Genomic DNA, 25,943 nt, shown 5'->3' on the forward strand with positions numbered 1-25,943 from the left:
ATGGTCTGCTGTCTGTCTGGCTTTTATGTAGGGGGTGTATTTCCTATATCTATCACTGGCCCCAAATATTTAGGCCCGGTATCAAACCAGTGTACCTCCAGAAGCGCCAGCATTCTGGCCAGAACCTCTCTGGTGCGATTGGTCAGGTCGCTGTTTTCCCCCTCTCCGGCATTGAATGCAACAGCGTTGCTGCCGTTGTTCAGGGCGATATAGATCGCCCGCTTGTTATGGTATGCCTGTGAAATAATTGTGAACTCATTCAGACCAAACACATCTCTGGCACGAATGATAGAATCCAGGGTTCTGAAGCCCGCATAGTCTCTGTAGATATTCTCAGCAGGCACGCCAAGCTTGAGCAGATCCCGGCGAATGGTGCTGGGTTCGTTGTAATAAGGGGTAGCGTTGTCGCCACTGATCAGAATGTACTGAATTTTACCGGCTTTGAACAATTGACTGGCGGCATCGACACGAAGCCGGTAATGATCGTTCCGGCCACCGGTTCTTGAGTATTTACTGGTTCCCAGTAATAACCCGACTTTATTGTCTGGCAGTTTGTCGATATCGGAATAAAGGTAACTTTCTGTGCTTACATTGATCAGTAGATTGGCAACCACCAACAAAGTGGATGCAACAATAACGACAGTGGCAAACAAACCCATTACAACCTGAAAACGGGTAAGGCTGGCTCCCATGCAGAGCTCTCCTTGAACAATTTGATGCTCAGCACAGTTAACCACAAACCGTCATTGCAACCAATAGAGGCTTCTCTATTGGTTGCTATTCCGGGGCGGGCTCCATCGTAGTGGAACACAAGAGGGTTAACGGCGGGTCAGAAAAACACCCATTTCACGATGGTGGGTATAAGGGAACTGGTCAAACAGGGCGATTCGTTCAACCTTGTGGGTTTGATTAATGGTTTCCAGGTTCTCTTTCAGTGTCTCAGGGTTGCAGGAGATATAGACAATGTTATCAAACCGCTGAACCAGGGCCTCAGTACCTTTATCCAGACCGGCACGGGGAGGGTCAACCAGAACCGTTGAAAAGTGGTAGCTTTCCAGATCTATGTCTTTCAAACGATGGAACTCTCGTTCTGCATTCATCGCCTGAGTAAACTCCTCACTGGACAGACGTGCAATGGCAACATTTTCAACGTCATTCATTCTGAAGTTTTCATGGGCTGAATGAACGGAGGTTTTGGAAATCTCGGTGGCCAGAACCCGGTCAAACTGTTTTGCCAGAACGCAGGTGAAATTACCGTTACCGCAGTAAAGCTCAACCAGGTCCTGTTCGGCACTTTGACAGACATCACTGGCCCAGCCCAGCATGTGTTCGTTCACGCCCGCATTAGGCTGTGTGAAGCTGTTTTCAACCTGTTGATAGCGGAACAGTTGGTTATTGACGGTCAGTTCTTCTGTCACATGATCACTTTTCAGAACGATCTTCTGCTTGCGAGCCCGACCAATAATGCTGATATCCAGTGTTTCCTGCAGGGCTTTGGCCGCTTCCTGCCAGGCGTCGTCGAGCTGGCGGTGATAGAGCAGTGAGACCAGGGCTTCTCCGGTCTGAGTGGTCAGGAATTCGATCTGGAACAAGCGTTTACGCAGGTGATCGTTCTGTTCGATCTGCTGCATCAATGGCTGCATCAAATTATTGATACGACTGGAACCTGACGGGAAGTCCCGCACGCTGAAAGGCTGGCGGGTTTCGGGGTCGAACATACGATAAAAGCTGTGCCCCCCCTCGTGCCAGATGCGGAACTCGGCACGCATTCGGTAATGTTCAGGCTGGGACCGAAACACTTCCAGTTCCGGAATATCAAAAGCCTCAAACTCGGCATAAACCTGGCTGACCTTTTCTGCCAGTTGTTCTTCGTATCTTTCGGGCTGTACTACGGCTAATGACATGATGATGTTCAGGGGTAAATAAAAACCGGCACGCATTATACAAGGTACTGAATGCGAGGTCGCCGGTTTTTATTATCTACGTAAATCAGCCTCGCTGATTTACATGGCCAGCCTGGCCAGATACAGAACACCCACAGTGTATGAAACCATGGATACCTGGCGGGCGTTGCCACAACAATGCCGGAATTCTGCAGGCTGATAAAAGCGATGAATAAACCAATACCGCAGGAAATGGCTTTTTTCAGGCTTAATGAAATGCTGTTTACGATGGCTTCACGAAGATTGAACGATTGTTCGCGTATCCTGGTTGCGCTGCTTTCGAATTAAATCTCTGAATTATGCATTTTTAATCTCCGGATAAAATATTAGTGTTTGTCGTAATATTGCGCAGTTCCAGTAGTGATCCTGTCGATCAGTTTTCAGTTTGCTAGGGGGTGGTCAGCACTAAAACCACAATATGTTGAGGTGCTCAAAAGTACTGTGCAAAAAATGTACAATTTGTTGTGAGGGTTGTCTCTCAAGGCGTCTGTGACATTTTTATTGGGTACTTCACAGAGTTATCCACAGAAGTTGTGACTATTTTATAAGGTTGAATTTGCCTGAAAAATGCTCTGCATTTATACGTCTAAGTATTTATATTTATGAATGAAGTATTTTCAGTTTTTGGGAAATGTCTGACAGAAAAATGGTCACTTCCAACTTTTTATACGACATTAGTAGTGTTTTTTTTGAGAAGTAAAGTTTGCAGAGTGTGGTCAGCATGAATCAGGGGGGATACGCTTTAATTCGTGTGTCTGTTTTTCATAAGTAGGTTGAGCCCCAGCAGTCTTGGCTTCTGCGCCACATAGTTCTGCGTGTGTTTTGCTCCGTGTGCAGGGTGTCTATCTGTGATTACGATCACGGGTTTATCAACGCTTCGAACAAGAGATTTAGCAAAATCGTCGTAAACCCTCGCCCAATGCGGGCGGGGATATAAGACGGGAAGGCACAGAGCCTTCCGCCATCAATCTGGTGTACTCTGGCTATTAACGTAGTCCTTCAGAGTCTCGATAGTTGCACCGCCAGCACTGCAAGCAAAGTAAGACCTTGACCACATTAAGCCTGCTTTGCTCTGAGCAGTAAGGTGGGTATTCAGCATTCGCAACCGTCTTGATGATGTTGATTTGAGATTATTTACCATGACACTGATAGCCAGTTTTGGTGGGTAGGCCACCAACAGGTGTACGTGATCTTTTTCGCCATCCATTTCAAGTAACTGGCATTCCAGTTTTTCACATGCACTCTCGAACGACTCCCGTAACTGCTTGATCATATAGCCATCAAAAAGCTTTCGCCTGTACTTTGTCGTGAACACCAAATGAACAACCAGCTTGGTAACGCTATGTCGTTTGCGAAGATACCCTTTAAGCAAATCTTTGTTGTGTGCGCTCACTTGAAAACCTCTTTCAAATACCTGTAATATAAAGTTTATATTAATGAGCACTGAAATAACGTTCCATGCTGAGAGCCACCAAGGTACGAATCTATCCAACATCAGAGCAGGCGGAATTTCTCGACCGTCAGTTTGATGTTGTGCGGTTCGTATGGAACAAGGCCCTGGCTATTAAGGTTCATTATTACAAGGTTCGTGGGCAGAGCCTTTCTCCCAAAAAACACCTGAAGCCCTTGCTGGCAAAAGCCAAGAAAAGCCGAAAGTACTCATGGCTGAAAAACGCTGACTCTATTGCACTGCAACAGGCCACTATCAATCTGGATACGGCCTTTCAAAACTTTTTCAATCCCAAATTGCAGGCAAGATTTCCTCGCTTCAAGAAAAAGCATGGCAAGCAAAGTAGCTACCATTGTACGTCTGTCTCTGTGGGCGATAACGGGATAAAAATCCCCAAGTGCAAGCCCATAAGGGCTAAAGTGCATCGTGAAATAGTGGGTAAGGTGAAGTCTATCACCCTGAGCAGAACGCTAACCGGCAAGTATTTTGCCTCCATATTGGCTGATGATACCCAGGAACAACCAAAACAGATTGATAATCTTGAAGCTAATCAGGTTGTCGGTGTTGATATGGGGATTACTGATCTGGCTATCACCAGTACCGGCCATAAGACTGGCAATCCTCGCTTTCTGAAAAAAGCCCAACGTAACCTGAAAAGAAAACAACAGGCTCTATCTCGCTGCAAGAAAGGCTCAAAAGGTAGGCACAAAGCCCGTTTATTGGTGGCAAAGGCGCATGAGCGTGTAGCCTTTGCCCGTAATGATTTTCAGCATAAGCTATCAAAACAACTCATCGACGAAAACCAAGCGGTGATTGTGGAGACACTGAAAGTTAAAAACATGCTCAAGAACAAGCGTCTTGCTCGTTCTATTGCTGATGCTGGCTGGCACTCACTGATAACCAAACTCGAATACAAGGCAAAGCAGGAAGGTAAACATCTGGTGAAGATAGGCCAGTGGTTTGCATCCTCTAAAACTTGCTCAGTCTGCGATTTGAAACAGGAAAAAATGCCATTGAGAATCCGATCATGGGAGTGTAGCTGTGGTGCTATCCATGACCGGGATATTAATGCAGCTCGCAATATCAAGAAGCAAGGCATATTGAAATTAAAGGCGGAAGGACTGTCCGTTTCTGCTGATGGAGGCTTGCGTAAATCCGGCAGACTGTCGGTTGCTGCCTAAGAAATCAGAAGCCTCACCCGATAGGGTGGGGAGCAGTCACTACCTTTGTTACGTCTGGATCGTCGTGACTCAACTTAAGAATGACATCATCAATGGTATCGGAATGAAATATAGGGGGAGTATTTGCACGGAACATATAGTAGTCCGAGATTATGTTGTCATCATAATATTTATCAGACTCATAATCGTAAGCACTGACATACTGTATACTAAAAGCTATCACTAAAAAAAAAGATATAACTAAGTTCAGTTTCTTTTTAAACATCAAAAAAACCTTAACTAACCATTCATTAGTAAACATGAGTTTTTTATAAACCTAGTATTTCAGCATTGGATTAATAAAGTAGATGTAATCAATTGATGCTGCAAATGCAATCCAGCAGTAGTGCCATTATTAACCCAGACTCCTTGAATTCGGTGGTATAGGGGGCATTACTCAAAAGAAAAAGCCCGCTATGGTCAAACCATAGCGAGCCAGCGTTGTCTATTGAGTGGTGGTCTATTGAAAGCACTGTTTTCGAAAGCGCTTGATGATCAGGCAACCGCTGCCAGTTCACCGGTGTGCATGTTTTTAGCTCGTGCGTCCAGCTCTGCCAGCAGGGCGGCCAGGTGGTTACGCTCCTGTTCAATGGCTTCCTGGGTTTTGCGGGTGCGCTCGGTACGATGACGCTCAATAGCTTCAATAATACGTAGCTCTTGTGGGCAAACCGGCTTAACGACTGGCTCTGGTTCAGGCTTGATCTCCTCAACAACCGGCTGAGGGGTTACAACGATCTCTTCTACTATCGTTGCACCTTCAGGTTCGGCTTCAGGCATCTGCTGAAGATTTTCTGCGGCCTGACTATCGCCCGACAGAACCGCATCGGCGGCGGCAGTGATGGCGGCCAGCTGTGCGCTGATATCATCACTCAGGCTGATACTGTTCATTTGTACTGTGGCATTAGCCTGAGAGCCCGCTGTGGTTTGAATAGCCGCTGCTTTTTTGGCAGCTTCAGCCGCTTCTTTGGCTTTTTCTTCCTCGGCAATTTTTGCCAGGGCAGCCTTGATGCTCTCTTTGGTAATCTCTTGTTTGTTGACAGGCTTAGGCTCAGCTGGCTTGCCGCTTGCCGGTGCGGCCTTTGATGGTGAGGCCGTTGCCGTGCTTTTTGAATCGGAGGATTTAATGGTCAGACTTGGTGGTGTTTCACGGTCAGAGCCTTCTCCGGAGAAAATGGCTGCCAGCTCTTTTTCGATAGACGATTTGCGCTGGCGGGTTTTCTTCTTCGGAAGAATTTTGACGGTACTGGTTTTGTAGCCTCGCAGGCTTTTGGCCCCAAAATGGTCAATGGCCTCCTGCTCCAGCTCAAGCAGTTCCTGACGATCTTCGGCTCTGTCCCACTCATCAACGGTAAAAGCATCTTCACCGTTGATTCTTATCTCGCGATAAAGTGGGTAGTCCAAGTCTTGCTGCGCTGCAGCCACCATTTTTTCCCACTGGCTTTCAAGCTCGTTACGGGTACTGCCGACATAGACTTGACCTGTGATGTTGCTGGTGACGGTGAAGATAATCAACGCTGAAGAACCTTTCTACTGACGATAACAGGCGCGCAATTATACCTGCCGATTTGCAGCTGGGTAGTGGGTATTGTTCAGTATTTTTTATTATGTTTGTTGCCTGATGAATCAATAAGCATTATTTCGACTGATTCCCCCCGTTAATTGCCGAAATTTTTACTTTTTCTGAAGGGAAATATGAGAAAAAGAACTTTTAATTTCTGAATTTGTATCTCGGGAAACCACTTCATTTTTTCCATGGAGCGGGTGGCGCGGTATTATACGCCACCTGTTGTGTACCTCCGGTGCAGTCCTGCCTGCGTTAAACACTCAGATCCAGTGCCATGACGATAGCGTCTTCCGATGAGTGCAGTCGGGTGGCTGGATAATAGTTTTTGCGTCGGCCAATTTCGCTCAGTCCTTCATTAAGGTACAGATTAAACGCCGATACATTGGATTCCCTGACTTCCAGAAACAGTGTGTTGGCGTGCTGACGAGCCTGCTTAACCAGGTATTGCAGCAACTGTTTGCCATAGCCTTTGCCCTGGCAGGCTTTACTGATCGTAATGATCAGCAAATGCGCCTCGTCGGCAACAGACATTAGCACGCCGTGTCCAATGTGCTGGTCATTGAGACTGGCAATGCAGCAGATATATCCGGCTTTGCCCAGACTGTCTTCAAAGTGACGGGCTTTCCATGGGTGTTCGCTGGCTTCTGTTTCCAGCTGGGTCACGCAGGGTAGATCCTGCAAGGTCATATCGCGAAAGGACAGCATACTGGGCGGTATCAATTCTCTTCAGTGGAAGGCTTTGGCAATGATGGCTGGTCATTTAGCAGAGGCTTCAGGTCTTTCCAGGTCTCAGCTTTTAGATTGGGCAGTTTCATAAGCTCGTTCAGTCCATGGCTTACCGCAAAGCGTTGTTCGGCATGCAGGCCGGGCTGAACACCTCGCAATTCTTCGAAACTGCGCTCAGGGTCTATGACAAAGCGGGCAGCAGCCGGACCAAAAAGCAACACCAGCTTACGACGTGCCAGCCCGAACTGGTTACTCAGATAAGCACAAACGGCGTCGGTGGCTGCATGATCGTCCTGATCCATCTGTCCAATCAGGCCAGTGTTTCCCAGAGGCCAGACAAACTCACTCATTGGCAGGTCGGGCTGAGAGGTGTGCCTGATTGCACGTAAAATGTCGTTTAACAGACGCATATGGAAGCGTGTGAACTGGTTCAGGCCCGAATGCGGCATTTCGGCAATCACCAGACATTCGTCATTGGGAGCCAGGGTCACCAGGCGGAATTTGCTGGTGGCTGGTGCCGGCCTGTTCTTTTTAACCCTTGCAGGTGTTTTCGGCTCTGACTTTTCTGGCTGGTTTGCTGGTGTCGTCACCAGTGTCGGGCGCACGGGGGGCTCCGGCACGGGTTCAGGCTGTTCGGTGTGCTCTGGCAACCCCAGTGCCAGCATGGCTTCCCGGGCGGTAAGCTCCTGAGCCTGCTCTGGCTCAGTGACCGGTTCCGGAAAATCGAAGTCGCGATGAGCCAGGGCGTTAGGCAGGACGGTGCGAGGGAACCACGTCTGTATTCCCATCGCATCCAGATAGTCCTGTCGACTCTGTTCTGTAATCCTGCCAGTCATTAATGGTCAGACATTTCCTGTTTGAGGGTTGGTTTTGGTGTGATCCGATTCCAACAGGTTAAGGGCATTGATATACGCCTTGGCGGAAGCAATGACAATGTCAGTGTCGGCGCCAGAGCCATTCACAATGCGACCTTCCCTTTCCAGGCGAACACTAACATCGCCCTGAGAATCGGTACCACTGGTAATTGCGCTGACATTATACAATGCCAGACGGGCGCGTGAATTAGCAATTGTTTCAATGGCCTTGAAAATGGCATCGACAGGGCCGTCCCCCTTGCTGCGCACTTCCTTAGCCTCGCCATCGATGTTGATGACCAGCTTCGCTTCTGGTATCGCACCCATTCTGGAATAGGTCTGCAGGTCAGCCAGCTGGTACTTTTCCTGAGGGTTGGTGTTGTGAACATCACTCACCAGCGCCTGCAAATCATCGTCAAAAATCTCTGATTTTTTGTCTGCCAGCTGTTTGAATCGGGCAAACGCTTCATTTAACTCTTCCTGATCAGCAAATGTGATACCCAGTTCTGACATTCGCGTCTTAAAGGCATTTCTGCCAGACAGTTTGCCCAGGGTCAGGCGGTTGGTGTTCCAGCCTACGTCTTCTGCTTTCATGATTTCATAGGTTTCACGATGCTTCAGCATACCGTCCTGATGAATGCCGGACTCGTGGGCAAACGCGTTGGCACCCACGATAGCCTTGTTGGGCTGAATCGGAAAACCGGTAATGCCAGAAACCAGTCGAGAGGCGGGTACGATTTGAGCCGTATTTATACCCGTCGTCACCTTCAGTTCATCTTTACGGGTCTTGATTGCCATAACAATTTCTTCAAGGGAGGCATTGCCCGCCCGTTCGCCCAGACCATTGATGGTGCACTCTACCTGTCGTGCCCCATTCACCACCGCAGACAGGGAGTTGGCAACAGCCAGGCCCAGATCGTTATGACAGTGAACCGAGAAAATAGCCTTGTCTGCATTGGGAATGCGTTCGATCAGCTGCGCAATGGTGTGGCCGAATTGATGGGGTACTGCGTAACCGACAGTATCCGGAATGTTGATGGTCGATGCACCCGCATCAATGGTCGCTTCAATAATGCGACAAAGAAAGTCTATATCTGAACGGCCTGCGTCTTCACAGGAAAACTCCACATCATCAATCAGGTTGCGGGCATGTCGGACGGCAAAGACGGCCTGCTCAACGACATCTTCCGGTGCCATGCACAGTTTGTGCTGCATGTGAATGGGGGAGGTGGCAATGAACGTATGAATACGCCCCCGGCTTGCGGGCTTTAAAGCTTCTGCTGCCCGGTCAATATCTTTTTCCAGAGCTCGTGAGAGGCTGCAGACGGTGCTTTCTTTAATGGTTTCAGCAATGCTTTTAACGGCATCAAAGTCGCCAGGGCTGGCCATGGCAAAGCCCGCTTCAATCACATCGACTTTCAGCATTTCCAACGATTTGGCGATGCGCAGCTTTTCATCTTTCGTCATTGATGCGCCGGGGCTTTGCTCGCCATCTCTCAGAGTAGTGTCAAAAATAATTACCTGTTCGTTGCTCATGATGGAGCTCCTGAATTTTGTTGGAATAATCAGACATTTGTTTTAGCCGTGATCCGGGTAGCCTTTTAGCAGGTGTTTGCCCTATACATCACGGAGCGCTTTTTATGTTTGATCCAGTATTTAACGGGCTGTTCAATGTTGACGGCTCGTGATGGATCTGGGTCGAAGGTGAAGATAGATAGTCTGCTCAAGGCAGTAGTAGAAGCATACGGGAAGGCAGGAACAGGTTCTTGATGCTCTTTATGGAACGAGTTATGGAACGAGTTATGGAACGAGTGCAGATCAACCGGCAGATCGGCTGGTTGACTATACCTGTATTGGCTGAGCTTGTAGAGTTCATCTTATTGATTCGTGTTGTAGGTATTTTCACTTCTCCGTTTGCAATATATATCCATCTGCTGGATTTGCCAAGCGGATGTGAACAATGGAGACTACAGCAGCAAATTAAGAGTCGCTGAGTAAAAACGAAGGATGCAGTTCAATGACGATAATAAAGTTACGCTGGCAAAAACTATTGCCCACGGTGGGTCTGGGGATATTGTTAACACTTGGCGGCTGTGCCATGAGCCCACAGGCTGTAAAGGTAAACCCTTCTGTTACTGTGGCCGAGTCGGCCAGAGAGACGCTCAGTTCAAGTGTGTCTGTGACGGTTTTTGATGAGCGGTTAACGCCCGTTATCGGTCATCGTGGCGGTGTATACGACACTAATGTGATTACCGCCAGGGACAATCTGCCTCTGGCACTGCGATCAGCGGTTGAACGAGGGCTAAGGGAAATGGGTGCCTCTGTGGTAACTTCTGTTAAGGCTCCGCAGTTTCAGGTGTATCTGGATTCGCTGGAATACACAGTCCCTGAAGGCAGTTATGTCACACAGGTTCAGGTCAAAGCTAAGATTCGGGTTGCAGTTATGCATGCTGGCCAGCGTTTTGAAGGTTCTTACAGTGCCGATATCTCGGAGCGAGTTCCCAAGGCTCCGTCGGACAAGAAAAATGAAGAGCTGTTGAATCAAGTATTGAGTGATGTGCTGGAACGTTTGTTTGTAGATGAAAAGCTACAGGGTTTTATGAAAACCCTGTAGTCTTCCGGGGTCACATTCCCCGTAGCTTGCTCCGGGGATTGACATCATTGTAATAAATGACTGACTTGATCCTGTCCTCAGGATCGAACACTATGAGGGGGATGCAATAAATAATCTAAGGATAGATTAATGCCTCCACGAATAGGACCGTCACAGCCAGAGGTACTTGGGAATGTGGAAAACTCACCCAAAGAGGAGGCGTCTGGTAAAACCCAGAACTCAAGAGAAGTTAAAAAACAAAAAACTGAAACTCATATACCTAAAGATTCAAGCAGTAAGCGCTCCGGGAATCAGACAAAAAGTATACGGGACCGATTAGTTTCTGCTGCTGAACCAGAGACCAGAAGTCGAGTTAGTTCATCCTCCAGTACGGATAGCGGCTTTTATTCTGACAATGAATCTCTTGTCAGCAGTGATTCATTCAGCTCCGGTACATCAGAGCGAACGGATAGCTTAATTAGCAATGACTCCGTAGATAGCGCTTTTTCAGACGTATCTGAGAGCAGTGAAATTGGCGCTGCTGGCCACTCTGATACTTTTGCGAAAGTAGGCGATGGTCATATTGGAAAGCTGACCAGTAAGAGTGAAGCTGAAGTTTATAATAGAAGAGAGTCGTTAATTCTGAACTCGATACTTCCGGAAAACAAGCCGCTCAGTGCGCTGAGCGATAATGAATTGGACACACTGGCTCCTCTGTTAAGTCGTGCGGAAGCGGAGGATATGAGTGTTATTGTTCCTGAGATGCTTGGAAAAGATATACCCGAACACCGAAAGCTGGAAATGGATATTAAAATAGGTTTCAAGACTGCTTCCCGTGAACAGCTTAAGGAAGCAGGTCATTTGTCGCCACTTGAGAAAAAAATGAAACATATGGTGATGGATATGGCATACGGTTCAACTTTAAGAGGTTACCGGCTTGAAGGTTTAAAAATAAAAGGTCAGAAACCTGAAAATAACAGGCTTAAGCTAACTAGAAACTCCAAGCAGCATATTAAAAAAGTTATCAAACAGGCTGGTTCTGAAAATAAAGAAAAGATACTGAATGATCTTACAAAAATGAGAACTACTCTGGCTATTTCAAAAGCTGCTTTTGTTGCCAGTAGTGCACTTTTTTTAATTGATGAAAAAAATCCGGAGAATACGGTAGTAAAGCTTATTGATGTAGCCCATCCCATTTATCCTTCGAGCAAAGAGTTTAAGGGTATTCGAAGCGATAATGTTAAATCATTAAATAGTCTGATCAATTACATCAAAAAGATAGAGACCACCTGAAAGCACTGGCTTGACGCTTCTTTCAGGCTCATTTTAGGATTGGAAAATACTGAGCCACCGGCCTGCTATATTTCAAACAGCCCCTTAAAAGCATCAGTTGGCTGCCCGCTGCTGTCTGTCATCCTGATAGCCTGCATATCGCCGATAAACAACTTTTGGCACCATTGGGTTGCCTTTTCACTATAGGCAATACAAGTTTCCGTAATGAATATTTCTTTACCCTCAAGCTCCCATTGGGAAGATTTGGAGTTAACCATCAGGCCATATAGGTCTATTTTGCAATGGATGTTAAACCACGAGTCGCACACCCAATAGTTATAATCTTTATATTGGCAGAATTCACTTAAAACCAGCGTGTCGCTCAAACCCGGATCAGTTGCCAATACTAAAAATTCGTGCTCCTTGTGAAGTATCAGCCATATATTTTGAACCTTGTTTTCATATCCAAATATCAGGGCAGCATTATTATACTCTTGGCAGTTACCAGATCTTTTTCCTTGAGACATGGCGCTTAAAAACTCGTGTTTAGCAAATTCTTTGCCTAGGACTTGGTCTGGGAATACTGGGAATTCTTTCCTTAAGAACCCTACCCCATGAAGGGCTCTTACATGATTAGTACGACGCTTCAGTTTTTTTTCCTCTGAGGCTGTCCCATAACGTAACGAATAGGTTTTGTTCCCTGTTTTAAGGGAGCCCTTAAAAAATAAGCGCGAGTAGTCCAGCATGAGCCTTGCATTTTCCATTTCGTTCATAAGTTGCTGGTTCGTTTTGCATAGAGTGAGGCGGCTGCTGTAAAAATAGACACATATAGGCAGCATTGCCAGTAGTGCACTTTTTTTAATCGCTACGGGTTTATTCCCCGCAGCTTGCTCCGGGGAGTGGCTTCATTCATTACATAGTCTGATCAATTACATCAAAAAGATAGAGACCACCTGAAGGCCAGCGTAAGAATAGTCAATGATTACAGCTGGTATTTCAGGTGCTCTTTCTTCGGGCGCTTTTTCTTCAGGCGCTATGTCAGGCCTTGAGAGGCTCCTCCAGCCAGCGGCTCAGCAGTTTGGCCCATTCCGGATTGTCATTCAGGCAGGGGATCAGTTCAAGGGATTCGCCGCCGGCTTTAATAAATTCTTCTCTCGCTTCCATGCCAATTTCTTCCAGAGTTTCCAGGCAGTCTGCAACAAAAGCCGGACAGATGACCAGCAGCTTTTTAGCGCCCTGTTTTGCCTGTTGCCTGATGGTGTCCAGTGTGGATGGCTCCAGCCATTTATCCCGGCCCAGTTTCGATTGAAACGCCACGCTGTACTTGTCCACGGGGATATTGGCTTTTTCCACAAAGCTGGCAGAAGTCCGGTAAATCTGGTGTCGATAACAGGTGTGGTGGGCATGGGAGGGTTTATGACAGCAGTCGTCTGATTTCAGGCAGTGGCTGCGGGTTGGGTCATCTTTGCTGATATGCCGTTCAGGTACTCCGTGGTAACTGAATATCAGGTGGTCATAGTCTTTTTCCAACCAGGGACGGGCGCTGTTGACCAGTGCTCCAATGTAATCATCATGATCATAAAATATCGGGTGGACATTCAGTGAAATGGGTAACTGGTTGTCTGAAATAATGGCCTGAGCTTTATCAATAACGGTTTTGACCGTTGACATGGCATAGTGTGGATACAGGGGGAACAGTAACAACTCTTTTATTTCAGGGTTGCCTGCCAGTTTGACGATAGCGCTTTCCATGTCAGGACGACCATAGCGCATTGCCAGTTCAACCGGCATATCGGTGTATTGGCGTACCTGTTCCAGCAGTCTGTAACAGATTGTGACCAGTGGTGATCCTTCATCGGTCCAAACAGAAGAGTACGCTTTTGCCGATTGCGCCGGCCTTTTGGGTAAGACAAACAGGCTGACAATCAGGCGGCGCAAAGGCCAGGGCAGGTCAATCACATTTTTATCCATCAGGAATTCGTTCAGATAGCGACGAACATCCTCTTCTGTCGGACTGTCCGGTGAACCCAGATTGACCAGTAACGCTGCCTTTGCTTCCATACATCCACACCATTTTTCGAAGGGCTTACAGACCTGCGATTATAGCTAAGTTTACGCCCCCCTTCTATTGAGCCTTATGCTATGGCTCTACCGGTCGGGAGCTGTATTTCAAGACATAATATCCAACAATGGCTGACAGGAATGACCCTGCAAGAATGCCAATGCGATCCGCTGCCAGATAGGCAGTGCCCAGCTCCTCAAAAGCGAGGGAGCCAATAAACAGGCTCATGGTAAAGCCGATACCGCAAAGGATTGATAAACCATAGAGTTGAGTCCAGTTGGCTCCGGGCGGCATTTTGGCAACGCCGGCTTTGATGGCAACATAGCAGAAGGTGAACACTCCCAGTTGTTTGCCCGCAAACAGTCCCATCATGACACCCAGTGGAATAGGGGAAAAGAGTGACTGAAGCTGCGGCATGCTCAGCTCAATGCCAGCGTTGGCAAAGGCGAAAATCGGCAGAATGACATAGTTCACCCGGCTGTGCAGTTTGTGTTGCAACGCTTTAAGTGGAGACCGGCCTTTTCTGTCCCGGAGGTTTAACGGAATGGTGAAAGCCAGCAATACGCCTGCCAGAGTGGCGTGTACACCGGATTTCAGGACGCATATCCAAAGCAGTGCACCGACAAACAGATAGGGGCCGGTTTTGGCCACATTCATACGGTTCATGATGACCAGGATCGCGAGAAAGATAGAACCGAGTATCATGGACGCGACAGACATTTCTGATGTGTAAAACAGGGCAATGATGACGATGGCACCCAGGTCATCAAAAATAGCCAGCGCCAGCAGGAACGTTTTTAAAGAGGTCGGCACCCGCTTTCCCAGAAGTGCCAGAACGCCTACGGCAAAAGCAATGTCAGTGGCGGCAGGAATGGCCCATCCTTGCATGGCAAGCGGATCTTTGTAATTAAAAATCGTGTAAACCAGGGCGGGGATGACCATGCCACCAATAGCGGCAATGCCAGGCAGCGCGATTTGTGACGGAGTGCTCAGGTCGCCTCTGAGAATTTCATATTTTACTTCCAGACCGATCAGCAGAAAGAAAACAGCCATCAGGCCATCATTGATCCAGAGTAACAGGGGTTTGTTGATTTCCAGTGGGCCAATGCTGAAGTTGACGGGTAACTGCAGAAGCAGATTGTAATAGTCAGCCAGGGGCGAGTTGACTGCAATCTTGGCAAGAATGGCCGCAACAATCAGTAGAACGCCAACAGCGTAATCTTGTCGTAAAAAGTGGTGTAGCCGTCGTAAATGCATTGCGACTTCCGTTATTGTCCTTTTAAGTATGACCTTGCTGTGACTGGCAGATCATACCAAGAGTGCAGGTCTACATGGGTAAATTGACAACAGCTTTCTGGTTAAACACATAAGATGAGCACCGGACACAGTAACAGGGTTCTCTGAAAAACAAAGAGCGGAGTAAATGAGTCCTTAACTGTCGTTAAAGTGGTTAATCAAAAAGATGTCTGATGCAGGGATTATAAGACCGGGAACGCCTGATCGGAAGCAGTTTGTTAGTAAAAAACACTTGACATACCTGCTCGATAATTCCCATCAGGCGTTCAGAATTGTCAGAAAAGAGTCGTCAGAAAGCTTGTTAGAAAGAGTACTGCCCCTGGGTTACCCGGTCGTGTCCTGACAGGTCCTGAATCGTTGAAATCCTGCAGAATCCAGCCTGTCGCATCAACTGCTGTATGGCTTTAGCCTGATGATAGCCATGCTCCAGCAACAGCCAGCCACCATTTTGCAGTCTGGTTATAGCCTGCTGAATGATAGTGCGAATGTCGTCTAAACCATCAATGCCTGATGCCAGGGCGGTTTCGGGTTCAAAGCGAACATCGCCCTGACTCAGATGTTCGTCATCACAGCAGATATAAGGCGGATTACTGACAATCATGTGGTAATTGTCGTCTGGAAGCGCTTTACACCAGTTGCCTTGATAAAAGCTCACATTTTTAATGTTATTGCGCCGGGCATTCTGTTCTGCCAGCTTTACAGCGTCCCCGAACTTATCAGCCCCGACCACAGTCCATTGTCGTTGCTCGCTGGCCAGTGCCAGTGCAATAGCACCGGTGCCTGTCCCCAGGTCTGCCACCGTGGCATTTTCTGGCAGTTCTTTTGCCAGAGCCTGTTCAACCAGCAGTTCCGTGTCAGGACGGGGGATCAGGGTAGCCGGTGAAACTGAAAGTTTCAGCGTCCAGAAATCACGCTCACCGGTCAGGTAGGCGACGGGGGTTCCTTTTTGACGCTGTGCAACCAGCAGTCTGAAATCAGACAGTTGTTGCTCGTTCAGTTCATGTTCTGGCCAGGTAAACAGAAAGCTGCGGTCTTTCTGAAGGATATGACACAGCAGAACTTCCGCGTCCAGGCGAGCGGTGTCGCTGTCGGTCAGAAGTCCGGCTGCCCAGCCTAGCAGGTCATCAACCCGGCCGCTATTTTGAAAGCTAGTCATTGGACAAACCTGTCAGCAGTTCTGCCTGATGCTCCTGTAACAGAGGTTCAACCACCGGGTCGAGGTCGCCTTCGATGACTTCAGACAGCTTGTACAGTGTCAGGTTGATGCGATGATCGGTAACGCGTCCCTGGGGGTAGTTGTAGGTACGGATTCGCTCGGAACGGTCACCGCTGCCCACCAGGCTCTTACGGGCATCGCTGATCTCTTTGGCGGCGGCCTCATCCTGTGCTGTTTGCAGTTTGGCCGACAGCAGTGACATCGCCTTGGCGCGGTTCTTGTGCTGGGAACGCTCGTCCTGACATTCCACCACAATGCCGGTTGGCAGGTGGGTCAGACGAATGGCAGAATCGGTGGTGTTGACGTGCTGACCACCGGCACCGGAGGAGCGGAAGGTGTCTACCCGCAGGTCTTCCTTCCTGATTTCAATGGCTTCCTGTTCGTCCGGCTCAGGCATAATGGCCACTGTGCAGGCAGAGGTGTGGATACGCCCCTGAGACTCGGTTTCCGGAACACGCTGAACACGGTGAGCACCGGATTCAAACTTCAGTCGCCCATAAACCGCATTGCCGACAATGCGGGTGATGATTTCACGGTAGCCGCCGTGTTCGCCATCGTTGGCACTGATGATTTCAATTTTCCAGCCCTGCTTCTCGGCATAGCGGGAGTACATGCGGAACAGGTCACCCGCAAAAATAGCGGCTTCGTCACCACCTGTACCGGCACGGATTTCCAGAAAGGTGTTGAAAGCGTCACGGGGGTCTTTTGGTAGCAGCAGCAGCTGAAGGTTCTGTTCCAGACCGGGCAGCTGTTCCCTGCCTTCCTGTAGCTCTTCTTCTGCCATTTCTGTCATTTCAGGGTCATCCTCGGCGATCATGGCCCGGGCTTCTTCCATGTTTTCAATGACCTGGCGGTATTCCTGATAAGCCTGAACCACGGGTTCCAGCTCGGCGTATTCTTTGGACAGCTTGCGGAACTGATCCTGATTGCCAATCACTTCCGGGTCGCTCAGCAGGGCAGCAATTTCTTCATAACGATCCAGCAGATTGTCGAGCTTGGTTGTCAGGTTGCCGCTCAGGCTGACAAAGGTAGAGTCTTTCATTGTCAAAGTGTGTTCTCAATCGCTTCAGCACCGGATGTTTTGTCCGGTGCCGGGGGAATAACAGGGTGGGCGTAGTGTATCAGGAATCGGGAGAGGGCGTGGGTTTTGAATGTATTGGGGAAAGCAAAAAGAAGTCGATCTGGTCAGGGAAAAGCGTAATCAGACTCTCGCCTTAAAAAACTTCTTTGAGAAAGGCAGGTACCTCAAACTACGAAACCAGCTTTCAGCGAAGGTCAAACTCTCCGCCTTTAACTCCCTTGATAAAAGCGCTCCATTCACTTCTGGTGAAAACCAGTGTTGTTTTGTGTGGGTCGCCGCTGTTTCTTATGGCAACCTCCTGCTTCGGGCTAATGGCCACAGCTACACAGGCAACATTAAAACAGGGAGGGCAGGCCAATGATTTCTTGAAATGACTGTCATCTTCAAAATAAGCGTTCATGAGACTGAACTCCTTTCCATTTCATATAGCAAAGCAAGTCTAGCAAAAAATTCTGGAAAATCGATTAATACAGAAAGTAACGGAGTATCGGCAAAATTGACTGGAGCAAGGGAGGGGCGGCACCCCTCCAGTCTACAGGTCAGCTGTATTCAACCGTTTCTCTGGTCTTTCGTTCTTCAGGCTGCTTTTCCTGAGAGGTTTCTTCAGCTGCTTTCACCGTTTTTATGACAAGCTGATTAGCGGCTGCCGTTTCTTTGGCTGCTTCAGCCGCCATCATCAGTTCCCGCCTCAGGTAAAAGCCTGCCAGGCACAGCATAACACCAGTTACGGACGCGATCAGTGCCAGAGAGCCAAACCAGACCAGGGCGACAATGCCTACCATTTTTCGGTCAACATCGGTGGGTGACTCTTTGCCAAAAGCGTACATAGCCAGTCGGTAAACCTGATTCTGGTTAATCATGTGGTTGATTTCAGCCTGAACATTGCGCTGGTCGTTTTGCAGTAGAAAAACCTTGTCTTCCAGCTCGTTGACCTGGACGGTAATGGCATCGAGTTCTGCCTGCTTCCCTTCGGTGAATTCTGTCAGTTCGCCTTCCTGATTCAGTTTGATGGACAGGAAGTTTGCACGACTTCGGTCAGCGTTGGTCAGAACATCACTTTGCAAACGGGCATTGGCATCGTCCTGATCGACAATGGCTTGCTTTTTATCATCAATGCGCTGGTTGATTTCGTCGATGCGGCCTGCGTACTTACTGTTGGCAAAGGCCAGCTGCTGCTTCAGCTGTTCTTCCATGGTCGCCTGTTTGGTCAGGGCGTCGCCGCCCAGATAGCCGGTGGTGATCTGGTCAATCTGCTGGTTTTTGGCAGCAATCAGGCTCCGGTATTTATTTTCGATTCCGGTGCGGGTAAAAAAGTTGGCACCTGCCAGCGCCTGATTCATTTCCTCTTTCAGGGCTTCCAGTTCCTGTAGCAGGCGCTGTCGCTCATTACGGCTGTCTGACAGATTGCCCAGCAGCAATTCGGAGAAACGATCCTCGATCTGCTGCCGCTCAGTATTCCAGTTGTCGTAGTAACCATCACGACGTTCCATCAGGCTCAGGATTTCGGCATCCAGGGTTTTCTGATAACCGTAATCGATGCCACTGATCACCGTTTCTGTTTCAGAGTTGATGCGGCTAACACTGGTACGGTATTGCTCATCGATATCAAGCTGCATGGTGTCTGTTTCCTGAGCCAGGTCGTCGGCAGTAAATACCTGTACACGCTCCATGCGGCGGTTTAGTAATTCAATTTCAGCATCTATGTTTTCAATGTTGTTCTTGCGGGTATCAATGGCGTAGTTAAGGTTGGAAAAGTTGCGCTCAAAACCGTTGAGCATGGTTTCAAAAGTTATGAGACACAGGAAGGCCACAAAGAACAGGAACAGTCCACGCCAGAAGGCGTTTTTAACCGCCATAAAAGCAAACGTCAGTGGTATTTTACAAAGTTCAACCACGGCCACCAGAAGGAATGGCAGCCCTGCCACCAGTATGGAGGCATTATTGCCCAGCAGGCTGGCGGTTTCCAGGTTGCTGTAGGACTCGTTTGCGGAAATGGATACCACGATGGCGATGGTCAGCCCGATAAGAACGGCAATAATTTCGACAGTCCATGCCAGGCCAATTAAAAAGCTGGCATACTTGCCTTTATATTTATCTGAAAATGTCATTGCTGCGGTAACCTTGTTGTTATTTTTTTCAACGAAGAATGAAACGAATAAGGTGTCTGGTTATTGGGTTGAACGATAGATACATCGATCTATCGCTATAACAAGGGATGTTAGACATACTTTGTCGTGCATGTAAAGGCGCAGCGGAAAGACTTACACCTCTCTCTGCTCAATGCCCAGAAAATCTTCAGCCCACTCCAGCCGGTCCTGAAGACCTTCGGACGCCACTTTTTTTAATTGCACACTGGGAGTGTGCATCAGTTTATTGGTCAGATTTCTGGCAAACTGGGTCAATACCTGTTCCGGCGGTGTGCCGTTACCCAGGGCAGTAATGGCTCTTTCCAGTTCTGTATCCCGGATGTTCTCGGTTTGCAGGCGGTAGGCGCGCAGTATCGAGACGGCATCCAGCGAGCGCAGCTGCGCCATAAACTCGTCTGTTCCGGCTTCAACAATATGCTCTGCTTCATGGGCAGCTTCCTGACGCTGTTGCATGTTGTCTTCTATAACACCCTGCAGGTCGTCCACGGTATAAAGGTATACGTCGGGCAGCTCGCCGATCTCCTGCTCAATGTCTCTCGGTACTGCAATATCCACCATAAACACCGGGTGGTGTTTGCGTTGCTTCAGGGCTCTTTCAACGACACCCTTGCCAAGGACTGGCACCGGACTGGCCGTTGAGGCAATGACAATGTCTGCCTCCGGCAGTACATGGGGAATATCAGACAGTAGAGCACTGCGGCCACCAAACTGGTCGGACAGCATGCGGGCGCGGCTCATGGTGCGGTTGACCACGATGATGTCACGAACCCCCTGCTGGTAGAGATGTTTGCCAACCAGTTCAATGGTTTCACCAGCACCAATCAACAGGGCGGTGTTCTGGCTCAGGTCAGTGAATATCTCTCTGGCTAATGAGGTCGCCGCAAAGGCGACAGATACTGGCTGGCGACCGATGGCGGTCTGGGTTCGAACCTGCTTTGCTTTGGTAAAACTGAACTGGAACAGACGGGACAGACAGGAGCCAGCAGTGCCGGCTTCCTGAGCGATGGCGAAAGCGCTTTTCAGCTGCCCCAGAATCTGAGGTTCACCCAGTACCATGGAATCCAGTCCACAGGCGACGCGCATAATATGGCGTACGGCGTACTCATTTTTGTAGACGTAGCTGTGATCCTGCAAAAGCTGGTGATCCAGGTTGTGGTACCGGGTCAGCCAGTCCAGCGCCTTTTGCTGGTCAACCTGACTGCCCAGATAAATCTCGGTGCGATTGCAGGTAGAAAGAATCGCCACTTCTCTGGTGTTCAGGAAGCGGCAGGCATCGTGCAGCGCTTCAGGCAACTGCTCAGGGGCAAAGGCCACCTGCTCCCTGAGGGAAACAGGAGCAGTTTTATGATTGATTCCGGCTGTAAGGTACCCCATTGGACTCCTGATTCTCGACACGCTGCTTTTATTGATACTGCTATTATTCATCGCTGTCGGGACGAATTATGACACGCCAACGTGTAACCTGTGGTCTATTGGCCGATCAATTCTCCTATGGAACGCCTGCGACTGCAAACCCTGTGTCTATGCACTTCGGGGTATGCCATGATGAGCAGGTGGACATTCATTCCAAACGGGTAAAGGCATACCATTCATGAAGGAACTCAAAAGTTTCTCCTTACTGCTGGCCAGAGTGTCGGTATTCTCTCTGGGTCTGGCTGCTTTGGGGGGATGTGTTACCACGCAGGGAGTTCGGTCCGGGCAGGGTTCTCAGGAGCCTTTGACTGACAACCTTACCATTGAGGTTGAAAAAGAACCGGTTCGTTCCTTTGAGCCTGAAACGGTTTACGATTTGCTGGTTGCCGAACTGGGGGGGCAGCGCAAGCGCTACGATCTTGCCCTGGGTAATTACCTTAAACAGGCCCATAAAACCCGGGACGTTGGTGTGGCTGAACGAGCCTATCAGATCAGCCTGTTTATTGGTGCCAGGCAGGCATCGCTGGATGCCGCCCTGCTCTGGGCAGAGCTGGCTCCGGATGATCCCCGCGCCTTGCAGGCCAGTGCCATAGAACTGGTGAGGGACGGGCAGCTTGGCCGTGCCGTTGACCAGATGCGCAAAGCTCTGGAATTGCAGGGTGAAACCAATTTTGATTTTCTTGCCTCAAGCGCGGCGGAGCTGACGAATGAAGATCGGGACAGCCTGCTTAAGACCTTTGACGCCATTTTGAAGGAGTATCCGGATCATCGTTCCCTGAAACTCGGCAAAGCGATTTTGCTACAACAGGCGGGCCGTGACGAGGAAGCCATGCAGTTGTGCGATCAGCTGCTCAAACATGACCCGGAGTACGTTAAGGCTCTGATACTGAAGGGGCGTATTCTCAACAAGCTGGGCCGTGGTGATGAGGCTGAAAAGATGCTGGCGGATGCGGTTGAGCGTCATCCGGATCGTCCTCGTCTGCGGTTGCTCTATGCGCGAGTGCTGGTTCATATAAATAAACTGGGTCATGCCCGTATTCAGTTTGAAGAACTGCTGAAGCAGTCCCCGAACGATGTTGAAATACTGATATCCCTGGCATTGATTGCCCTTGAAAATGATATGTTGGATCAGGCCGAGACGTACTTTAAACGGCTGTTGAAACTGGGGCAGCGTAAAGGTACGGCCAGTTATTATCTGGGTCGAATCAGTGAAAAGAAAGGGCATTTGAAAGAAGCGGAAACCTACTTTCTGAATGTGCCGCCCGGTAAAGAGTTTATGCGAGCCCAGGTGTCGCTGGTTCAGCTTATGTTGTCACAGGGGCGGCTGAAGGATGCCAGGAAACACCTGGGTGAAGCGCGTAATCGTTACCCGATACACGCTGTTCAGCTGTATATGCTGGAAACGGAGATATTGACAGGAGCAGGGAAATATAACGAGGCGCTGGACCTGTTTGATGCCGCAGTGCTTCGTCATCCGGAAAACGTTAACCTGCTCTATGCTCGTGCCATGGTACAGGAAAAGCTGGGCAAGCTGCAGGGGCTGGAAAAAGACCTGCGTGCCATTATCAAGCTGGAGCCCGATAACGCGGCGGCTTTAAATGCCCTGGGCTACACGCTTGCCGATAGTACGGACCGGTACAAGGAGGCCCGGGCGTTGATCGAGAAAGCTTACTCCATTGACAGCGAAGACCCGGCGATCATGGACAGTATGGGCTGGATTAATTACCGGCAGGGTAACCTTGAAGGGGCATTGAAGTACCTGGCACAGGCTTATAAAAAGTATCCCGACCACGAGGTGGCGGCGCATCTGGGGGAGGTGCTCTGGATGATGGGGCGTAGGGACGAAGCGCTGGCTCTGTGGAAGAAGGCTCTGGAGCAGAAGCCTGACAGTGAGATTCTCAGAAGTACCAGAGAACGGCTGGAAAAACAGGCTGAACCGCAAGGGAGCCGGAAGGAGGCTTCCGCTCCGGTAGCTTCCGAGCCCTGACTGGCTGATAATTATGCCATTTCCGATTTCTAACGCAGGTTAGAAAATGGCAGTGGCACTAGATGTAATTTAAAGGTGTATCACAATCCGTTATGCGTAATTTGTTTTCTCTGCCCGCACTGCTGCTGATTATTCTGGTCAGTGGCTGTGCCACCACGCCAAAAGAGCCTGAACTGCCATTAGAGCTGCGGCAGACATTATGGGAAACCCGCTACAAGGAACTGCAACAGATGAATCACTGGCAACTGATGGGCAGACTGGGCCTGCGGGTACCGGATCAGTCTGGTTCCATGTCGGTGGAGTGGTTGCAGAATCAGCAGGATTTTACCGTGTATCTGGATGGCCCTCTGGGTCAGTCGCTGGCGAAGATCGTCAGTAACGACCAGGGCATCGTAGTTGAAGCCGATGGCAAACGGTATCAGGGACGTACACCTGAAGCCCTGCTGTTCAGCCTGACAGGCTGGCAATTGCCGGTCAGTTATCTGCGGTTCTGGATTCAGGGTGTGCCGGTGCCGGGTATTCAGGAAACCTCCATACAGCTGGATAACGAGGGACAGTTGTCGCATCTGCAACAGGCTGGCTGGACCATTGACTATCTGGAATATCAGAGCCAGTCTCCAGTGTCCCTGCCGGGGCGGATCAGGGTCAAAAAAGACGATGTTCAAATGACACTGGTTGCCAGGCGCTGGCAGGTTAAATAACCTCGCACTTTTAAACGCTACTAATTTTAAGCACTAACAACGGTTGTAACCCATGAAGTCTGAACTGGTATTGCCAGCGCCTGCCAAGCTGAATCTGTTTCTTCATATCACCGGACGTCGTCCGGATGGTTATCATGCCCTGCAAACCCTGTTTCAGTTTCTTGATTATGGCGATGAACTGGGATTTACCCTGCAGGATTCACTGGCGCTGGAATGTAACCTTCCTGAGCTGGTTAACGACGACAACCTGATTCTTAAAGCAGCCCGCCTGTTGCAACAGGAAACCGGTACGCAGCAGGGAGCCCGTATTCGGCTGGACAAGCGTTTGCCAATGGGGGGCGGAGTCGGAGGTGGTAGTTCGGATGCGGCGACCACGCTGCTTGGCCTGAATGCTCTCTGGGATTTGCAGCTGTCTGAGGAACGTCTGGCTGAACTGGGATTGCAGCTGGGGGCAGATGTGCCGGTATTTGTACGCGGTTCTGCGGCGTTTGCCGAAGGGGTGGGGGAGATACTTACGCCTGCTCACCCGCCGGAATACTGGTATCTGGTTCTGGTGCCTGATTGTCATGTAAATACCGTAAAAATGTATGCTCACGGGGATTTGACAAGAGATACACCGGCGATTAAAGTGTGCGCCGCGTTGGAAACGTACGAAGAACAGAGGCGTCAAAATCGGCTACATAATGATTTTGAGCCGTTGGTTCGGCGACTTTATCCTGAAGTTGAATCTTGCATACGGCTGTTGGATAATGTCCCAAATTCGAGCATAGGGCGAGCTATGATGAGCGGATCGGGTGCATGTGTATTTGTGCCATTTGCCAGTCGCGAACAGGCGGAATCGGCTAAGGCGACAATAAGCTCTGACTCTGGCTCTGATATAGAGGCTTTTATTGCCCGTGGCGTGAATACATCTCCGCTACACAGCACTCTGCACAGGCGGCAGGCGGTGCATCAGCTCGAAGCATGTTCGACATGATTTCCACAGCTGCAGCGTTCACTGCAAACGAATTTATAGCCTCCAAAGCTACTGGGGTATCGCCAAGCGGTAAGGCAACGGGTTTTGATCCCGTCATGCGCAGGTTCGAATCCTGCTACCCCAGCCATTTTGCTGAATCTTCTCTTCCTGCTAGTAGCAGTCCTGACTGCTGCGAACATCGCACACAGAAAATCATCCTCCTACACCCACGTCGAGAGCAAGGTACTTACCCGTGTCGAAAATGATGGTGTTTGCCGGCAACTCAAACCCTGAGCTGGTTCACAAGGTTGTTAATCACCTGCACATTCCTTTAGGCAAGGCTTATGTCGGCCGCTTCAGCGACGGCGAGATTGCTGTTGAGATCCAGGAAAACGTGCGAGGCAGGGACGTATTTATTATTCAGTCCACCTGCGCTCCTACCAACGATAACTTGATGGAACTGCTGGTAATGGCTGACGCCATGCGCCGCTCTTCCGCCGTTCGTATCACGGCAGTACTGCCTTACTTCGGTTATGCGCGTCAGGATCGTCGTCCTCGCTCCAGTCGTGTGCCAATCAGTGCCAAGGTCGTTGCTGACATGATTGCCAGCGTGGGTGTCGACCGTGTACTGACCGTTGACCTGCACGCTGACCAGATCCAGGGTTTCTTCGACATCCCTGTAGACAACATCTACGGCTCTCCGATCCTGCTGGACGATATGGAGCGTCAGGGTTACGAAAACCTGATGGTCGTTTCTCCTGACCACGGTGGTGTCGTTCGCGCCCGTGCTGTTGCCAAGCGCCTGAACACTGAACTGGCGATCATCGACAAGCGTCGTCCTGAAGCCAACAAGTCTGAAGTGATGAACATCATTGGTGACGTATCCGGCCGTACCTGCGTACTGGTTGACGATATGGTCGATACGGCCGGTACTCTGTGTGCCGCTGCGGCTGCCCTGAAAGAAAAGGGTGCCACCCAGGTTATCGCTTACTGCACGCATCCGGTTCTGTCCGGTCGTGCGCTGGAAAATGTTGCCAACTCCCAGCTGGATGAGCTGGTAGTGACCAACACTATCCCTCTGAGCCCGGCTGCCCAGGCTCTGGGTCGTATCCGTCAGCTGGATATGTCCCCGCTGCTGGCTGAGTCTGTGCGCAGAATCAGCAATGCGGAATCTATCAGTGCCATGTTCCAGTAATCTCAAGGGCTTGCGCTGATTTAGGCAATCCGTTCAAAAAGACCCATGTCGTTTGATTTGGGTCTTTTTTTGTTTTTGGGATGGAAAAATTACAAAAACGCTTTTTGTCAGACTTGTGTCGTGGCACTCACTTCGGATCATTCAGACTTGTTGAGTACATGCTTATACAGCAACAGACCAATGGTGGTTTTCTGCTTTTAGCAAAATCGTCGTAAACCCTCGCCCAATGCGGGCGGGGATATAAGACGGGAAGGCGCAGAGCCTTCCG

The 25,943-nt window shown here is 49.4% G+C and carries 23 protein-coding genes and 1 tRNA gene; 9 read left to right on the forward strand and 15 right to left on the reverse strand.

The features are described from left to right. Window positions 1–23: 23 nt before the first annotated feature. The 3 genes from NX720_RS18110 to tnpA form a co-directional block, all read right to left on the reverse strand. Entirely contained in the window at window positions 24–692 is a 669-nt protein-coding gene (locus NX720_RS18110; protein WP_262596467.1) for a SanA/YdcF family protein, read from the reverse strand. Between the two features lie 126 nt (window positions 693–818). Next, window positions 819–1,904 (reverse strand): tRNA (uridine(54)-C5)-methyltransferase TrmA, encoded by a 1,086-nt coding sequence (gene trmA / locus NX720_RS18115; RefSeq protein ID WP_262596468.1) that lies wholly within the window; start codon window positions 1,902–1,904, stop codon window positions 819–821. A 1,003-nt stretch (window positions 1,905–2,907) separates the two neighbouring features. After that, the gene (gene tnpA / locus NX720_RS18120) at window positions 2,908–3,336 is read right to left on the reverse strand and encodes an IS200/IS605 family transposase (protein ID WP_262595354.1); all 429 of its coding nucleotides are present in this window, start codon (window positions 3,334–3,336) and stop codon (window positions 2,908–2,910) included. Window positions 3,337–3,401: 65 nt separating this feature from the next. On the opposite strand from tnpA, the gene NX720_RS18125 reads away from it, so the two are divergent. Next, window positions 3,402–4,574: an RNA-guided endonuclease InsQ/TnpB family protein gene (locus NX720_RS18125; protein ID WP_262596469.1), complete on the forward strand. Its 1,173-nt coding sequence runs from the start codon at window positions 3,402–3,404 to the stop codon at window positions 4,572–4,574. A gap of 534 nt (window positions 4,575–5,108) precedes the next feature. Here NX720_RS18125 and NX720_RS18130 read toward each other — a convergent pair. From NX720_RS18130 to NX720_RS18145, 4 genes are all read right to left on the reverse strand, one after another. Further along, window positions 5,109–6,125, reverse strand: a complete 1,017-nt coding sequence (locus tag NX720_RS18130; protein ID WP_262596471.1) for a GIY-YIG nuclease family protein — start codon at window positions 6,123–6,125, stop codon at window positions 5,109–5,111. Between the two features lie 304 nt (window positions 6,126–6,429). Continuing rightward, complete coding sequence (gene rimI, locus NX720_RS18135) at window positions 6,430–6,882, reverse strand: ribosomal protein S18-alanine N-acetyltransferase (protein ID WP_262596472.1); 453 nt, start codon at window positions 6,880–6,882, stop codon at window positions 6,430–6,432. A gap of 11 nt (window positions 6,883–6,893) precedes the next feature. Next, window positions 6,894–7,739, reverse strand: coding sequence for a uracil-DNA glycosylase family protein (locus NX720_RS18140; RefSeq protein WP_262596473.1), 846 nt, complete (start codon window positions 7,737–7,739; stop codon window positions 6,894–6,896). A gap of 6 nt (window positions 7,740–7,745) precedes the next feature. Beyond that, window positions 7,746–9,293 (reverse strand): 2-isopropylmalate synthase, encoded by a 1,548-nt coding sequence (locus NX720_RS18145; RefSeq protein WP_262596474.1) that lies wholly within the window; start codon window positions 9,291–9,293, stop codon window positions 7,746–7,748. A gap of 254 nt (window positions 9,294–9,547) precedes the next feature. Here NX720_RS18145 and NX720_RS18150 point away from each other — a divergent pair, with 254 nt between their 5' ends. The 3 genes from NX720_RS18150 to NX720_RS18160 all read left to right on the forward strand — a co-directional run bounded on the left by NX720_RS18150 (window position 9,548) and on the right by NX720_RS18160 (window position 11,643). Next, window positions 9,548–9,751 carry a hypothetical protein gene (locus tag NX720_RS18150; protein ID WP_262596475.1) on the forward strand — a complete coding sequence of 68 codons (204 nt, stop codon included), beginning with the start codon at window positions 9,548–9,550 and terminating at the stop codon, window positions 9,749–9,751. A gap of 23 nt (window positions 9,752–9,774) precedes the next feature. Then, window positions 9,775–10,371, forward strand: a complete 597-nt coding sequence (locus NX720_RS18155; RefSeq protein WP_262596476.1) for a YajG family lipoprotein — start codon at window positions 9,775–9,777, stop codon at window positions 10,369–10,371. Window positions 10,372–10,545: 174 nt separating this feature from the next. Next, window positions 10,546–11,643: an inositol polyphosphate kinase family protein gene (locus tag NX720_RS18160; RefSeq protein ID WP_262596478.1), complete on the forward strand. Its 1,098-nt coding sequence runs from the start codon at window positions 10,546–10,548 to the stop codon at window positions 11,641–11,643. Window positions 11,644–11,708: 65 nt separating this feature from the next. Here NX720_RS18160 and NX720_RS18165 read toward each other — a convergent pair whose 3' ends face one another. The 8 genes from NX720_RS18165 to hemA all read right to left on the reverse strand — a co-directional run bounded on the left by NX720_RS18165 (window position 11,709) and on the right by hemA (window position 20,798). Continuing rightward, the gene (locus NX720_RS18165) at window positions 11,709–12,395 is read right to left on the reverse strand and encodes a hypothetical protein (protein WP_262596480.1); all 687 of its coding nucleotides are present in this window, start codon (window positions 12,393–12,395) and stop codon (window positions 11,709–11,711) included. 265 nt (window positions 12,396–12,660) lie between these two features. After that, window positions 12,661–13,683, reverse strand: a complete 1,023-nt coding sequence (hemH, locus tag NX720_RS18170; RefSeq protein WP_262596482.1) for a ferrochelatase — start codon at window positions 13,681–13,683, stop codon at window positions 12,661–12,663. A gap of 79 nt (window positions 13,684–13,762) precedes the next feature. Then, the gene (nhaA, locus tag NX720_RS18175) at window positions 13,763–14,941 is read right to left on the reverse strand and encodes a Na+/H+ antiporter NhaA (protein ID WP_262596484.1); all 1,179 of its coding nucleotides are present in this window, start codon (window positions 14,939–14,941) and stop codon (window positions 13,763–13,765) included. 340 nt (window positions 14,942–15,281) lie between these two features. Beyond that, a complete protein-coding gene (gene prmC / locus NX720_RS18180; protein WP_262596485.1) occupies window positions 15,282–16,136 on the reverse strand; it encodes a peptide chain release factor N(5)-glutamine methyltransferase in 855 nt (284 codons plus the stop codon). Next, a complete protein-coding gene (prfA, locus tag NX720_RS18185) occupies window positions 16,129–17,214 on the reverse strand; it encodes a peptide chain release factor 1 (protein ID WP_262601608.1) in 1,086 nt (361 codons plus the stop codon). Before prfA ends, prmC begins: the two co-directional genes overlap by 8 nt. Before the next feature lie 247 nt (window positions 17,215–17,461). Further along, entirely contained in the window at window positions 17,462–17,677 is a 216-nt protein-coding gene (locus NX720_RS18190; RefSeq protein ID WP_262596487.1) for a DUF397 domain-containing protein, read from the reverse strand. Between the two features lie 139 nt (window positions 17,678–17,816). Beyond that, the gene (locus NX720_RS18195; RefSeq protein ID WP_262596489.1) at window positions 17,817–19,385 is read right to left on the reverse strand and encodes a hypothetical protein; all 1,569 of its coding nucleotides are present in this window, start codon (window positions 19,383–19,385) and stop codon (window positions 17,817–17,819) included. A gap of 153 nt (window positions 19,386–19,538) precedes the next feature. Further along, on the reverse strand, window positions 19,539–20,798 hold the full coding sequence (gene hemA / locus NX720_RS18200) for a glutamyl-tRNA reductase (protein WP_262596491.1): 1,260 nt from the start codon (window positions 20,796–20,798) through the stop codon (window positions 19,539–19,541). 217 nt (window positions 20,799–21,015) lie between these two features. Here hemA and NX720_RS18205 point away from each other — a divergent pair, with 217 nt between their 5' ends. The 5 genes from NX720_RS18205 to NX720_RS18225 all read left to right on the forward strand — a co-directional run bounded on the left by NX720_RS18205 (window position 21,016) and on the right by NX720_RS18225 (window position 25,675). Next, window positions 21,016–22,824, forward strand: a complete 1,809-nt coding sequence (locus NX720_RS18205) for a tetratricopeptide repeat protein (RefSeq protein ID WP_262596493.1) — start codon at window positions 21,016–21,018, stop codon at window positions 22,822–22,824. 92 nt (window positions 22,825–22,916) lie between these two features. Beyond that, window positions 22,917–23,525, forward strand: coding sequence for a lipoprotein insertase outer membrane protein LolB (gene lolB, locus NX720_RS18210; protein WP_262596495.1), 609 nt, complete (start codon window positions 22,917–22,919; stop codon window positions 23,523–23,525). Window positions 23,526–23,577: 52 nt separating this feature from the next. Continuing rightward, window positions 23,578–24,501 carry a 4-(cytidine 5'-diphospho)-2-C-methyl-D-erythritol kinase gene (gene ispE, locus NX720_RS18215; protein WP_262596496.1) on the forward strand — a complete coding sequence of 308 codons (924 nt, stop codon included), beginning with the start codon at window positions 23,578–23,580 and terminating at the stop codon, window positions 24,499–24,501. Window positions 24,502–24,553: 52 nt separating this feature from the next. Further along, window positions 24,554–24,628, forward strand: a tRNA-Gln gene (locus NX720_RS18220). A 105-nt stretch (window positions 24,629–24,733) separates the two neighbouring features. Then, a complete protein-coding gene (locus NX720_RS18225) occupies window positions 24,734–25,675 on the forward strand; it encodes a ribose-phosphate pyrophosphokinase (RefSeq protein WP_262566121.1) in 942 nt (313 codons plus the stop codon). The last annotated feature ends 268 nt before the right edge of the window (window positions 25,676–25,943 follow it).

This window comes from Endozoicomonas euniceicola, assembly GCF_025562755.1.
GTDB lineage: Bacteria > Pseudomonadota > Gammaproteobacteria > Pseudomonadales > Endozoicomonadaceae > Endozoicomonas_A > Endozoicomonas_A euniceicola.

What these genes read in the sequence shown, in the direction of transcription:
- NX720_RS18140 (WP_262596473.1), bottom strand. Translation starts at nt 7,739, where the DNA reads ATGACTGGCAGGATTACAGAACAGAGTCGACAGGACTATCTGGATGCG.
- NX720_RS18165 (WP_262596480.1), bottom strand. Translation starts at nt 12,395, where the DNA reads ATGAACGAAATGGAAAATGCAAGGCTCATGCTGGACTACTCGCGCTTA.
- lolB (WP_262596495.1), top strand. Translation starts at nt 22,917, where the DNA reads ATGCGTAATTTGTTTTCTCTGCCCGCACTGCTGCTGATTATTCTGGTC.
- NX720_RS18190 (WP_262596487.1), bottom strand. Translation starts at nt 17,677, where the DNA reads ATGAACGCTTATTTTGAAGATGACAGTCATTTCAAGAAATCATTGGCC.
- hemA (WP_262596491.1), bottom strand. Translation starts at nt 20,798, where the DNA reads ATGGGGTACCTTACAGCCGGAATCAATCATAAAACTGCTCCTGTTTCC.
- NX720_RS18155 (WP_262596476.1), top strand. Translation starts at nt 9,775, where the DNA reads ATGACGATAATAAAGTTACGCTGGCAAAAACTATTGCCCACGGTGGGT.
- NX720_RS18125 (WP_262596469.1), top strand. Translation starts at nt 3,402, where the DNA reads ATGCTGAGAGCCACCAAGGTACGAATCTATCCAACATCAGAGCAGGCG.
- nhaA (WP_262596484.1), bottom strand. Translation starts at nt 14,941, where the DNA reads ATGCATTTACGACGGCTACACCACTTTTTACGACAAGATTACGCTGTT.
- NX720_RS18150 (WP_262596475.1), top strand. Translation starts at nt 9,548, where the DNA reads ATGGAACGAGTTATGGAACGAGTGCAGATCAACCGGCAGATCGGCTGG.
- rimI (WP_262596472.1), bottom strand. Translation starts at nt 6,882, where the DNA reads ATGCTGTCCTTTCGCGATATGACCTTGCAGGATCTACCCTGCGTGACC.
- ispE (WP_262596496.1), top strand. Translation starts at nt 23,578, where the DNA reads ATGAAGTCTGAACTGGTATTGCCAGCGCCTGCCAAGCTGAATCTGTTT.
- NX720_RS18145 (WP_262596474.1), bottom strand. Translation starts at nt 9,293, where the DNA reads ATGAGCAACGAACAGGTAATTATTTTTGACACTACTCTGAGAGATGGC.
- trmA (WP_262596468.1), bottom strand. Translation starts at nt 1,904, where the DNA reads ATGTCATTAGCCGTAGTACAGCCCGAAAGATACGAAGAACAACTGGCA.
- NX720_RS18110 (WP_262596467.1), bottom strand. Translation starts at nt 692, where the DNA reads ATGGGAGCCAGCCTTACCCGTTTTCAGGTTGTAATGGGTTTGTTTGCC.
- hemH (WP_262596482.1), bottom strand. Translation starts at nt 13,683, where the DNA reads ATGGAAGCAAAGGCAGCGTTACTGGTCAATCTGGGTTCACCGGACAGT.
- NX720_RS18205 (WP_262596493.1), top strand. Translation starts at nt 21,016, where the DNA reads ATGAAGGAACTCAAAAGTTTCTCCTTACTGCTGGCCAGAGTGTCGGTA.
- NX720_RS18195 (WP_262596489.1), bottom strand. Translation starts at nt 19,385, where the DNA reads ATGACATTTTCAGATAAATATAAAGGCAAGTATGCCAGCTTTTTAATT.
- prmC (WP_262596485.1), bottom strand. Translation starts at nt 16,136, where the DNA reads ATGACTAGCTTTCAAAATAGCGGCCGGGTTGATGACCTGCTAGGCTGG.